We start from the raw sequence: 12,052 nt of genomic DNA, 5'->3' as shown, positions 1-12,052 counted from the left end.
GCCCTGTGCCCTGTGCCGCTGACCTGTGCGTTCGGCTCAGGGCAGCGGCTGTTCCGCCCAGATGACCTTGCCCTCGGGCGTGTAGCGGGTGCCCCAGCGCTCGGCGAGCTGTGCGACCAGGAACAGGCCGCGCCCGCCCTCGTCCGTCGTCGCCGCGTACCGCAGATGCGGTGAGGTGCTGCTGGCGTCGAAGACCTCGCAGATCAGCGCGCGGTCCAGCAGCACGCGGACCCCGATGGGCCCACTGCCGTAGCGGATGGCGTTGGTCACCAGCTCACTGAGGATCAGCTCCGTGGTGAACGCCATCTCGTCCAGCCCCCATTGCGCCAGCCTCCGGCTGACGGAGGCACGCACCTCGCCGACGGCGGCCGGTTCGGACGGCACCTCCCATGTGGCGATCCGGTCGGCACCGAGAGCGTGGGTACGGGCCACGATCAGGGCGATGTCGTCGTTCGGCCGGGCCGGCAGGAGGGCGTCGAGGACGGCCCGGCAGGTGTCCTCCGGCGAGCGGTCCGCTCCGGCCAGCGCGGTGCGCAGCAGTTCGAGCCCGGCGTCGATGTCCCGCTCCCGGTCCTCGACCAGCCCGTCCGTGTACAGCACGAGCCGGCTGCCCTCCGCCAGTTCCAGTTCGGCCGTCTCGAACGGCAGACCGCCCAGGCCGAGCGGTGGCCCGGCCGGCACCTCGGGGAACTCGACGCTGCCGTCCGGACGGATCACGGCCGGTGGCGGGTGCCCGGCGCGGGCGACCGTGCAGCGCCGGGTCGTCGGGTCGTAGACGGCGTACAGGCAGGTGGCGCCCGTGACGGCGGCTCTGTTGTCCTCCGGCATCTCGTCCTGGTCGATACGGCCGACCAACTCGTCCAGGAGCCCGAGCAGTTCGTCGGGCGGCAGATCGAGCGCGGAGAAGTTGTGGACCGCCGTACGCAGCCGCCCCATCGTCGCGGCGGCCAGCAGGCCGTGACCGACGACGTCGCCCACGACGACCGCGACCCGGGCGCCGGGCAGCGGCAGCACGTCGAACCAGTCGCCGCCGACCCCCGCCTGCGCCGGCAGGTAGCGGTAGGCGAGGTCGAGGGCGCTCTGCTCGGGCAGATTGCGCGGCAGCAGGCTGCGCTGCAGTGTCACGGCCATCGTGTGCTCGCGTGTGTAGCGTCGGGCGTTGTCGATGGAGACCGCCGCCCGGGCGACGAGTTCCTCGGCGAGGGCCAGATCCTCCACGTCGAAGGGATCGGGTTTCTCGGAGCGCCAGAAGTTGACCACGCCCATGACCAGGGGCCCGACGCGCAGGGGGACCGTTATCAGGGAGTGGATTCCGTAGTCGACGACCTGCGTGGTGCGCTCGACGTCCTGGGCCAGCCAGCCCGGGGCGCCGCCGAGATCGGGTTCGACGACCGCCTCACCCGTGCGGAGGCTGTGGGCCTGGGGCGTGGAGGGGATGAACCCGATGTGCTCGCCGACCGGATAGAGCGGTGCGTCCTTGCGGATACCGACGGAGGCGGTGCGGCGCAGGCCGGAGCCCGCGTCCGGCTCCTGTCCGTTCAGTACGGCGTCGGCCAGGTCCACGGTGACGAAGTCGGCGAACCGCGGGACGGCCACCTCCGCCAGTTCCTCGGCCGTCCGCGTGACGTCCAGGCTCGTACCGATGCCCACTCCGGCGTCGTAGAGGAGTTTGAGCCGCTCGCGGGCGATCTCGGCGCGGCCGGAGAGCGCCCGCAGTTCGGTCGAGTCACGGAGTGTGGCCACGCTGCCGGCCGGGCCGCCCTGGAGGTCCGTGGGCCGCTGGTTGATGGCCAGGAGCCGGTCCCCGACCAGATGCACCTCGTCCGTGGCGACGCGCCCGGAGCCCAGCAGTTCGGAGGTGTCCGGATCGAGGCCGAGTTCCCGGACGTGCCGTGCCTCGGCGTCCGCGGGCAGGTCGAGCAGGCGGTTCGCCTCGTCGTTGGCGAGGAGCAGCTGCCCCTCCGCGCCGACGATGATCACTCCCTCCCGGACGGAGTGCAGCACGGCGTCGTGGTGTTCGTACATCCGGGTCATCTCGTACGGGCCGAGGCCATGGGTCTGGCGCAGCAGACGTCTGCTCACCAGCGCGGTGCTCGCGGTCGCCAGGGCGAGCGCGACTCCGGCGGCGCTCAGCAGGAGCGGCAGCTGGCGGTCGGCGGCGCCGCCGACGTTCTCCGTGGTGATCCCGGCCGAGACCATGCCGACGACGGTGCCGCCGGGTGCCTTGATCGGAACCGTGGCCTGGACGAGCTGCCCGATGGTCCCGTTGATCTGCTCCGTGATGGAGTGCCCGGCCAGGACCGGCGCGGTCGTCCCGACGAACTTCTTCCCGATCCGGTCCGGCTTGGGGTGGGTGTAGCGGATCGCGTCGGTGTTCAGCACGACGATGAAGTCCACCTTCGACGCCTTGCGGGCGGCCTCGGCGCTGGGCTGCAGCAGGGCCGTTGGGTCGGGGGCGCTCAGCGCGGCGCGGGTGCCCGGCGCGTTGGCGAAGGTCTCCGCGACGGCGAGCGAGCGGTTGCGCGCCTCCTGGGTGCTGTCGTGCCGTACCTGGAGCACCAGTGCGACCACCGCTGCGACGACCAGGAGCAGCACGATCACCACCTGCAGGACGAACACCTGTCCGGCGACACTGCGCCCGCTGAGCGCGGAACGGAGCCCGTTGGACGGGCCTTGCCTGTGCTTGCCTTCGTGTGACCCACGCTGATGGCGCGCTGTACCGGGGCGGCGGGTCGACTGAGCCCGGGTTCGACCCAATAGTCCGACCATGTGCTATGTCTACACTGCCCGGCCTCCGGTGGCGAGGGGCATCACGCATAGTGAGCGGTTGCCGTCGCCGTCGCGGACCGGGTCGGGTGCCGGCAGGGCGCGGGCGACCTGCTGTCGCGGGCGTCCGGCCGCATCATGGAGACGTATCTTTCACCCGTATATGTCGCTTCGGCGCGGAGGCCCTGATGACGACCGTGGACCGCTACCGGCTGACCTTCACCCATCCCGGACCGGATTCGAGCATGGTGACGGACGAGGTGGTCGTCGAACGGACGAGTACCAAAGGGCCGGGTGGCAACCCCGTGTACAGCGATCCCACCGGCATTCTCCGCGCCGAGATCAGCCCGGCGGGGGAGGTGCGCATGCTGGCCAGCGGCGCCTACCAGTCGCCGATCAATCCCGCGGTCGAACCGATTCCCTGACCGGGCCCGCTCCGGCGCGACCGTCGTCGGCCGAGAGCTCCCGCGAGAAACGAAGGCCCGGACGCCCGTCCAGGTCGATGTCGCCGGTGACGAGGAACCCCGTGCGGGCCAGGACGGCCCGGGAAGCGGCGTTGTCGGCGGTGGTGACGGCCCGCAGGGAGCGCAGGCCGTACGCGGTCGCGGCCAGGGCGCAGAGCTCCCGCACCGTGGCCGTGGCGAGACCTCGCCCCGCGGCCCGCTCCGCCACGCGGTATCCGAGCTCCGCCGAGCCCTCCGCCACGTCGACCAGGTTGAAGCGGCCCAGTACCGCGCCGGCGTCGTCCACCACGACATGGAAGCGAAGGAGTCCCGCCGCCTGCTCGGCCAGCAGCTCGCCGAGGCGGACGTCGAACTCGGCGAAGTAGGCGTCGCCGCGGTCGGAGATCGACGCGGCGAAGTAGGCGCGGTTCTCCCGCTCGAACGCGAGCAGCGCGGGTGCGTGGCCGAGCCGGAGGGCTTCGAGTCGGGGCATCCGGCCATGCTAGGACGCCGATTCCGACGGTGTGTCCCTTTGTTACGCGGTCACGCGAGCAGGCGTCTTGTTACGCGGTCACGCAAGCAGGCGTCGCTCCTTCGCCACGGACACCGCGCCCGCCCGGGTGTCGACACCGAGCTTGCCGTAGATCCGGCCGAGGTGGGTCTTCATGGTCGCCTCGCTGATGAAGAGGGCCTTGGCGATCTCCCGGTTCCCGAGGCCCTGGGCCAGTCGGGTCAGGATGTCGCGTTCGCGGCCGGTCAGGGTGGGCCGCGGGCTGCGCATGTTGGCCATCACGCGGCCGGCGACCGGGGCCGAGAGCGCCGTACGGCCGTGGGCGGCGGCCTGGATCGCGGCGAACAGCTCCTCCGGCCGTTCGGCTTTCAGCGGGTAGCCCGTCGCTCCGGCCTCGATGGCGCGGGTGATGTCGGCGTCGGTGTCGTACGTCGTGAGGACCAGCACGTGCGGGCCTTCGCCGGGAGTGACGGTCAGCCGGCGCGTGGTCTCGACGCCGTCGATGCCGTCGCCGAGCTGGAGTCCGTCAGCACCACGTCCGGGGTGAGTCTCGTGCTCAGGGCGAGCGCCTCCTCCCCCGTGCCGGCCTCGCCGACGACCTCGATGTTCGGGGCGCTGTCGAGCAGGGCGCGCAGTCCCGCCCGTACGACGGCGTGGTCGTCGCACAGCGGGATGCGGACGGGGCGGGACACGTCGGTCGCACCGGTCATCGGGGCGGCTCCGAGGGGATCGCGATGGACAGGACCGCGCCTTCTCCCGGCGCGGACCCGATGGTCCGGGTGCCGCCGAGCCGGCTCGCCCGCGCAGGCATCGCGGGCACGCCGTGCCCGCGCACCGCGGACGCGGGCAGCTCCCCGGGGGCGAAGCCACGGCCGTCGTCGGCGACGTCCAGGACGACCTGGTCGTCCAGAAGAGTGAGCGTGAGGGTGGCCGTCCGCGCACCGGAGTGCTCGCGCACATTGGCCAGGGCTCCTTGGGCGATCCGCAGCAGGGCGGAACGTACCCGCTCCGGAAGGTGCGGTGCCCGGCCGCCGTCGTCGTCGACGTGGACGCGCACCGTGAGCCGCTCCCCGGACTCACGCGCGGCCAGGGCGCGCGGCCCTGGGGCACTGACCCGGGAAGGGGCGCGGCCCAGGCGCGCGGTTCCCCCAGCGGTGGGGGCCGCGCGCCCAGCTCCCGGGTCGAGCCCGCGCACCCCGACCCGGCGTCGCCGCACCCGCGCCCCCGGACGGATGATGATCCCGGTGGCGCCGAACCTCACCGGCGCCGCCCGCAGAGGCCCGCGAGCCCTCACGCGGCCCGCCCCAGGTGGACGACAAGGAGCACAGCCACCATGAACCCGCACGACCCTGCCCTGCTCGACGCGGCCCGGGAGGGCGACGCCGACGCCGTGCGTTCCGCGCTCGCCGCCGGCGCCGACCGCGAGGCGCGCGACGATCACCGCCGCACTCCGCTGCTCCTCGCCTCGCTCGGCGACCACGTCGAGGCTGCCGAGGTGCTCGTCGCGGCGGGCGCGGACCCGAACGCCCAGGACGACCGCGAGGACAGCGCCTGGCTGGTCACGGGCGTCACGGGCAGCGTCGCCATGATGCGCGCGCTGCTCCCGGCACGGCCCGACCCGAAGGTGCGCAACCGCTTCGGCGGCATCGCCCTCATTCCCGCGTCCGAGCGAGGCCATGTCGACTACGTCCGGGCCCTGCTGAACGAGACGGACATCGACGTCGACCACGTCAACCGGCTCGGCTGGACGGCCCTGCTGGAAGCCGTGATCCTCGGCGACGGGGGCCGGGCGCACCAGGAGATCGTGGAACTGCTCCTCGCGGCGGGCGCCTCGCCGGAACTGCCGGACGCCGACGGTGTGACGGCCCTGGAGCACGCTGAGCGACGCGGGTTCACCGAGATCGTGGGCCTGTTGACCGCACCGCGCGCGGAGCGTCCCTGACGCGGAAGCACGAGGACGCCGGGCGAGCGGCCGTCGTACGCCCCTCGAACCCTCGAACCACCGGCTCGCATGGGGCAGTTCGGCCGTCACCTCGATCTCGGCCGTGTCCGGACAGGTCACGGCCACGTGGCCGTGCGTGGCCGAGCGCGTCCGGGGCGTCCGGCCGGTGTCAGCCCACGGTCGGAGGGCGTACGGGATCGGAAGCGGCGGCGGCCTGATCGCCCTCGGGGTCGATGTGCGGCAGGATCCGGTCCAGCCAGCGCGGTGTCCACCAGGCGCGGGCCCCGAGCAGGGTCATCACCGCCGGAACGAGCAGGAGCCGCACCACGGTCGCGTCGATCAGGACGCTCACCGCGAGCCCGAGTCCGAGCATCTTGACCACGATGTTGTCGCTCACGATGAACGCGGCGAAGACGCTCACCATGATCAGAGCCGCACAGGTGATCACCCGGGCGGTGATCTCCAGAGCGTGCGCGACGCTCGCCTTCGCGTCCCCGGTGGCCAGCCAGAACTCATGGACCCGGGACAGCAGGAAGATCTCGTAGTCCATGCTGAGCCCGAAGATGATCGCGAACATCATCATCGGCACATAGCTCTCGATGGGCACCTTGCCCGACACCCCGAGCGCCGGCCCGCCCCAGCCCCACTGGAAGACGGCGACGACCACACCGTACGAGGCCGCGATGGACAGCACGTTGAGGACCGCCGCCTTCACCGCGACGAGGAGTCCGCGGAAGACGATCAGGATGATGATGAAGGCGAGCGCGACCACCACGAGGATGATGAGGGGCAGCCGGCTCGCGACGATGTTGCGGAAGTCGACCTGGGCCGCCGTCGTGCCGGTGACATAGCCCTTGGCGCTGGTGCCGGACACGGCCTGCGGCAGCGTGTCGTCCACCAGACGGTTCGTCAGGTCGGTGGTGTCCTGGTTCTGCGGCGACACCTTGGAGTAGACGGTGCCGACCAGCACATCGCCGTCCTGGGTGGCCGTCAGCGGCGTGACCACGGCCGCACCCTTCACGCCGCTGAGCGTCTTCTGCGCCTGCGACGACAGCGAGGAACGCTGACTGGACGGCACGTCGGTCTGGTCGATGACCACGGTCAGCGGACCGTTGGAGCCGGGCCCGAAGGAGTCCGACATGATGTCGAACGCCCGCCGGTCCGTGAACGACTTGGGATCCGCGCCGTCACCGATGTGCCCGAGCTGGATCGAGAACAGCGGGATGGCCAGCACCAGCACCGTGCCGAGGCCGCCGGCCAGGAACCACCAGGGCCGCCGTTGCACGCGCTGCGCGTAGCGGTGCCAGGTGCCGTGCGCGGGCGTCCCGGGGTCGGCGTCCGTCTCCGCGACCGGCTTGCGCACGTGGTAGCGGTCGATGCGCCTGCCGATGAGTCCGAGCAGAGCGGGTACGAGGGTCAGCGCGCCGATGACCGCCGAGACGACCGTCACGGCCGCGGCGAGGCCGAGTTTGCTGATGAAGGAGACACCGGAGACGGACAGCCCGGCCAGGGCGATGATCACCGTGCAGCCGGAGACGAGGACGGCCCGCCCGCTGGTGGTCGTGGCCCGGCCCGCCGCCCGCACCGGATCGGCGCCGTTGATGAGGTTCTGCCGGTGACGGGTGATCAGGAACAGGGCGTAGTCGATGCCGACACCCAGTCCGATCATGGTGGCGAGCGTGGGTGACACCGTCGCGAAGGTGAACGCGGCGGCGAGGAGACCCAGGCAGGCCAGGCCGCCCAGCACGCTGAGCAGGGCGGTCACCAGCGGCAGACCCGCCGCGATGACGCTGCCGAATCCGACGAGCAGGACGACGATCGCCACCGCGAAGCCGATGAGCTCGCTGACGCGGTCGTCCGGCGCGGGTCTGGCCAGTTCGCCCAGCGTGCCGCCGTACTCGACGTCGACGCCGGCCGACCGCAGCGGCTGCACGGCGGTGTCCACACCGTCGAGATAGCTGTCGCCGAGGAGCGAGGGCTGCTCATCGAAGCGGACGGTGATGTAACCGGTCTTCCCGTCGCTCGACAGCGGCCCGATGTTCTGGGACTGCCCCGAGGGCGGCTGGGAGCCCGGCGGCGGCAGCGGATTCTGCGCCGACAGGACGTGCGGCAGCTTCTGCAGATCGCCGACGGTCTGGCTCATCTGGGAACTCAGCGACGTCAGGGGCTTCTGCGTGTCGCGCAGCACCACCTGGGCGCTGTAGCCGCCGGCCGCCGGATCGTGCTTCTTGAGGACGTTCAGCCCTTCGGTGGACTGCACTCCGGGAAGCGAGAAATTGTCCGAGTACTCTCCGCCGAACGAGCGGTTCAGTACCTGCAGAGCGGCGAGCACGACGAGCCAGGCAACGATGACGATCACGAAGTGGCGGGCGCACCACTCGCCCAGCCGCTGCAGTCTTCCGGGCTTGTTCCGCCCCCTGGCTGAAGTGGCTTGCGTCGCCGACATGCGCTGCTCCTGCTGGAAAGACGACACCTCCGACTCGGTCAGTAAACGATGTGACGTTCATCGCGGCCTGCCGAGATCTGCCCCGGCCTCCTCGCCGTCCGGTGGTCCGGGTGCGTCGATCCGGCCGGTGCCCGTTCGTTCAGTCAGTGGGACACCGGAGTCGTGCCGGTGCGGAACGAAGGCTGTGATCAGGATGTACGAGGTACGGACGCTGCTCGAAGGGCACGGGCTGGTCGAGTCGCCGCGCTGGCACGGGGGCCGGCTGTACTTCTCCGACTGGACCGCGGGCGAGGTCGTCGCGCTCGATCCGGTGGCGGGTCACAGCGAGGTGGTCGCCCGGGTGGCGTCGCTGCCGCTCTGCACCGACCGGCACCCCGACGGCCGCATGCTGATCGTCTCCTCCCCGGACGGCCTGCTGCTCCGCCGGGAGCCCGACGGCTCCCTGACCACGTACGCCGACCTGGGCCGGCCGGGCTGGAACGACATCGTGGTCGACGGCCACGGAAACGCCTATGTCGACCGGGTCGACTTCGACCCGATGACGGGCGAGGCGTCCAGACCGGGCAGCGTCGCGCTGGTCACCCCGGACGGCGCGGTGCGCCAGGTGGCCGACGACATCGCGTTTCCCAACGGGATGGCCGTGACGCCCGACGACTCCACGCTGATCGTCGCCGACTCCCACCGGCACAGCCTGGTCGCCTTCGACATCGGCCCGGACGGCTCCCTGTCGGGCCGCCGCGTCTGGGCCGACCTGGGAGAGGGCACCCCGGACGGCATCTGCTTCGACGCGCGGAACGCCGTCTGGTACGCCGACGTCCCCGGCCGGTGCTGTGTGCGCGTCGCCGAGGGCGGCGCCGTGCTGGACCGGGTCGATCTCGACCGCGGCGGCTTCGCCTGCGTCCTCGGCGGCCACGACAGGAGGACGCTGTTCGTCGTGGCTGCCGACTGGCGCGGGATGACGGAGGCCCAGATGGTGACACCCGGTTCCGGGCAGGTGCTCGCCGTCCGGGTCGAGGTGCCGGGAGCGGGCCGGCCCTGACCGCGTCGTACGCGCCGACCGCGGGATGCCTGTCCTTCTGAAGGGCGGCGCCGGACACCGCCCGGCCTGACGCGGCTGCCCGGCGTCCTCGCTCCGGCGGTCGCGGGCCGATGCCGGTGTCCTCGCTCCCTCCGGCCGTCGCGGGCCGGTGGTCGGCGCCGTCACCCGGGGGTGCGGCGCGAGGCAGGGTGTCCGTCACGCGGGCTTAGGGATAACCCTCGATTGCCGGCAAGCGCATGTCATGCCTAGGTCAAGAGTGCGATCCTTCCCCCACCTGTGGGGCAGGTCGCTCACGGCCTGCCCACGGTCGCGTTCCCGCACGCCCCTGCTCAGCTCGTCCCGGACAGCACATCCCGTCTGCCCGGTCTGTCGCCGGCCGCCGACCGCGGCCGAAGCAGTAGGAGTACGAGTGAGACGTATCCCCCGTCAGGCGACCGCGGCCGGAGCCCTGGTGGCCACCGCCGCTTTCCTGGCCGTCGGCATACAGTCGGTCCCGGCAGTCGCCAAGCCCGCCCCCCACACAACCCCCCTGCGCACAGGGGGACTCGAGGCCAAGCTCACCCCGGCCCAGCACGTGGCGCTGCTGAAGAAGGCATCCAAGCAGACCACGGCGACCGCCGGCACCCTCGGCCTCGGCTCGAAGGAGAAGCTGGTCGTCAAGGACGTCGTCAAGGACAACGACGGCACCCTGCACACCCGTTACGAGCGCACCTACGCCGGACTTCCGGTGCTCGGCGGCGATGTCGTCGTCCACACCCCGCCGGCCTCGCAGGCCACCGGCACGGTGGGCACGACCTTCAACAACAAGCACACCATCAAGGTCGCGAGCACCACCGCGTCGGTCACCAAGGCCGCCGCCGGGGCCAAGGCACTCAAGACGGCCAAGGCGCTCAAGGCGGAGAAGCCCGCCACCGACAGCGCCCGCAAGGTCATCTGGGCCGGCACCGGCACACCCCGGCTCGCCTGGGAGACCGTGATCAGCGGCTTCCAGGACGACGGCACGCCGAGCAAGCTGCACGTCGTCACCGATGCCACCACCGGCAAGGAACTCACGCGGTACGAGGGCATCCAGACCGGCACCGGCAACACCCAGTACAGCGGCACGGTGACGCTCAACACCACGCTGTCCGGGTCGACGTACCAGCTGACCGACTCCACCCGCGGCAGCCACAAGACGTACTCGCTGAACAACGGCACCTCCGGCACCGGCACCCTGATGACCGACGCCGACGACGTCTGGGGCACCGGCGCGGGCTCCAACACCCAGACGGCCGGCGCCGACGCCGCCTACGGCGCCCAGACGACCTGGGACTTCTACAAGAACACCTTCGGCCGCAGCGGCATCAAGAACAACGGCGTCGCGGCCTACTCCCGCGTCCACTACAGCACGGCGTACGTCAACGCCTTCTGGGACGACAGCTGCTTCTGCATGACGTACGGCGACGGCACCAGCAGCACCCACGCCCTGACCTCGCTGGACGTCGCGGGCCACGAGATGAGCCACGGCGTCACCTCCAACACCGCGGGCCTCAACTACTCGGGTGAGTCCGGCGGTCTGAACGAGGCGACCTCCGACATCTTCGGCACCGGCGTCGAGTTCTACGCCAACAACTCCTCCGACGTGGGCGACTACCTCATCGGCGAGAAGATCGACATCAACGGCGACGGCACCCCGCTGCGCTACATGGACAAGCCGAGCAAGGACGGCGGCTCCGCGGACAGTTGGTACTCCGGCGTCGGCAACCTGGACGTCCACTACTCCTCGGGCCCCGCGAACCACATGTTCTACCTGCTCTCCGAGGGCAGCGGCACCAAGGTCATCAACGGCGTCACGTACACCAGCTCGACCTCCGACGGCGTGGCCGTCGCTGGCATCGGCCGGGCCGCGGCCCTGCAGATCTGGTACAAGGCGCTCACGACGTACATGACGTCGACCACCAACTACGCGGGTGCCCGCACCGCCGCGCTGAACGCCGCCACGGCGCTGTACGGCTCCAGCTCCGCACAGTACGCGGGGGTGGGGCACGCGTTCGCCGGCATCAACGTCGGCAGCCACGTCACCCCGCCGACCAGCGGTGTGACCGTCACCAACCCGGGCAGCCAGTCCTCCACCGTCGGCACGGCGGTGAGCCTGCAGATCTCGGCCGGCAGCACCAACACCGGCTCCCTGACCTACGCCGCGTCGGGTCTGCCGACCGGTCTGTCGATCAGCGGCTCGACGGGTGCCGTCTCCGGCACGCCGACCACCGCGGGGACGTACAGCACGACCGTCACCGTGACGGACAGCACCGGCGCGACCGGCACCGCGTCCTTCACCTGGACGGTCAGTTCCTCGGGCGGCGGTGGCACCTGCACCTCGGCGCAGCTGCTCGGCAACGCCGGCTTCGAGTCGGGCAACACCACCTGGACCGCCTCCAGCGGCGTCATCACGAACGACACCGACCAGGCGGCCCACGGCGGCTCCTACAAGGCGTGGCTGGACGGCTACGGCTCCACCCACACCGACACGCTCTCCCAGTCGGTGACCGTCCCGAGCGGCTGCAAGGCCACGCTGACGTTCTACCTGCACATCGACACGGCCGAGACGACCACCAGCTCCGCGTACGACAAGCTGACGGTCACGGCCGGATCGACCACGCTGGCGACCTACTCGAACCTCAACAAGGCCACCGGCTACACGCAGAAGACGTTCGACCTGTCCTCGTTCGCCGGTACGACCGTCGCGATCAAGTTCAGCGGCGTCGAGGACTCCTCGCTCCAGACCAGCTTCGTCGTGGACGACACCGCCCTGACGACCAGCTGACCGGCAGTACCTGACACTCCACGCCGCGGCCCCGGTGCTCCGCCGGGACCACCCGGGCCCCGGTGCCGGGTCCGGGCCAACACGAACCCGGAGGGGTCCCCG

The 12,052-nt window shown here is 71.3% G+C and carries 7 protein-coding genes and 2 pseudogenes; 4 read left to right on the top strand and 5 right to left on the bottom strand.

What is annotated here, in order from left to right; all coding sequences use genetic code 11:
• Positions 1-36: 36 nt before the first annotated feature.
• Positions 37-2,769 carry a SpoIIE family protein phosphatase gene (locus ACFWBT_RS12990; RefSeq protein ID WP_385698944.1) on the bottom strand — a complete coding sequence of 911 codons (2,733 nt, stop codon included), beginning with the start codon at positions 2,767-2,769 and terminating at the stop codon, positions 37-39.
• A gap of 185 nt (positions 2,770-2,954) precedes the next feature.
• Here ACFWBT_RS12990 and ACFWBT_RS12985 point away from each other — a divergent pair, with 185 nt between their 5' ends.
• On the top strand, positions 2,955-3,191 hold the full coding sequence (locus ACFWBT_RS12985) for a DUF6296 family protein (RefSeq protein ID WP_385698941.1): 237 nt from the start codon (positions 2,955-2,957) through the stop codon (positions 3,189-3,191).
• Here the strand turns inward: ACFWBT_RS12985 and ACFWBT_RS12980 are convergent.
• The 3 genes and pseudogenes from ACFWBT_RS12980 to ACFWBT_RS12970 all read right to left on the bottom strand — a co-directional run.
• Positions 3,163-3,702 carry a GNAT family N-acetyltransferase gene (locus ACFWBT_RS12980; RefSeq protein ID WP_385698937.1) on the bottom strand — a complete coding sequence of 180 codons (540 nt, stop codon included), beginning with the start codon at positions 3,700-3,702 and terminating at the stop codon, positions 3,163-3,165. The genes ACFWBT_RS12985 and ACFWBT_RS12980 overlap by 29 nt on opposite strands.
• Before the next feature lie 78 nt (positions 3,703-3,780).
• A pseudogene (locus tag ACFWBT_RS12975) lies at positions 3,781-4,430 on the bottom strand (response regulator).
• Positions 4,427-4,816: pseudogene (locus ACFWBT_RS12970) on the bottom strand (sensor histidine kinase); the annotation flags it as partial. The pseudogenes ACFWBT_RS12975 and ACFWBT_RS12970, both read right to left, overlap by 4 nt.
• A gap of 237 nt (positions 4,817-5,053) precedes the next feature.
• Between ACFWBT_RS12970 and ACFWBT_RS12965 the strand changes: the two are divergent.
• Positions 5,054-5,662, top strand: coding sequence for an ankyrin repeat domain-containing protein (locus ACFWBT_RS12965; RefSeq protein ID WP_385698934.1), 609 nt, complete (start codon positions 5,054-5,056; stop codon positions 5,660-5,662).
• Positions 5,663-5,831: 169 nt separating this feature from the next.
• Here the strand turns inward: ACFWBT_RS12965 and ACFWBT_RS12960 are convergent, their stop codons facing one another.
• Positions 5,832-8,108 (bottom strand): MMPL family transporter, encoded by a 2,277-nt coding sequence (locus ACFWBT_RS12960; RefSeq protein WP_385698931.1) that lies wholly within the window; start codon positions 8,106-8,108, stop codon positions 5,832-5,834.
• A 193-nt stretch (positions 8,109-8,301) separates the two neighbouring features.
• Here ACFWBT_RS12960 and ACFWBT_RS12955 point away from each other — a divergent pair, with 193 nt between their 5' ends.
• Together ACFWBT_RS12955 and ACFWBT_RS12950 are read left to right on the top strand one after the other, a co-directional pair.
• Positions 8,302-9,147 (top strand): SMP-30/gluconolactonase/LRE family protein, encoded by an 846-nt coding sequence (locus ACFWBT_RS12955; RefSeq protein ID WP_385699034.1) that lies wholly within the window; start codon positions 8,302-8,304, stop codon positions 9,145-9,147.
• A 409-nt stretch (positions 9,148-9,556) separates the two neighbouring features.
• A complete protein-coding gene (locus ACFWBT_RS12950; RefSeq protein WP_385698928.1) occupies positions 9,557-11,950 on the top strand; it encodes a M4 family metallopeptidase in 2,394 nt (797 codons plus the stop codon).
• Positions 11,951-12,052: the final 102 nt, after the last annotated feature.

Source organism: Streptomyces sp. NPDC060027, assembly GCF_042737005.1.
Lineage (GTDB): Bacteria > Actinomycetota > Actinomycetes > Streptomycetales > Streptomycetaceae > Streptomyces.
Note: the sequence above shows the minus strand (reverse complement) of the source record. Positions and strands in the feature narration are given on the sequence as shown.

Excerpts from the sequence above, each read along its gene's own strand:
- ACFWBT_RS12965 (WP_385698934.1), top strand. The coding sequence starts at position 5,054 with ATGAACCCGCACGACCCTGCCCTGCTCGACGCGGCCCGGGAGGGCGAC.
- ACFWBT_RS12955 (WP_385699034.1), top strand. The coding sequence starts at position 8,302 with ATGTACGAGGTACGGACGCTGCTCGAAGGGCACGGGCTGGTCGAGTCG.
- ACFWBT_RS12980 (WP_385698937.1), bottom strand. The coding sequence starts at position 3,702 with ATGCCCCGACTCGAAGCCCTCCGGCTCGGCCACGCACCCGCGCTGCTC.
- ACFWBT_RS12960 (WP_385698931.1), bottom strand. The coding sequence starts at position 8,108 with ATGTCGGCGACGCAAGCCACTTCAGCCAGGGGGCGGAACAAGCCCGGA.
- ACFWBT_RS12990 (WP_385698944.1), bottom strand. The coding sequence starts at position 2,769 with ATGGTCGGACTATTGGGTCGAACCCGGGCTCAGTCGACCCGCCGCCCC.
- ACFWBT_RS12985 (WP_385698941.1), top strand. The coding sequence starts at position 2,955 with ATGACGACCGTGGACCGCTACCGGCTGACCTTCACCCATCCCGGACCG.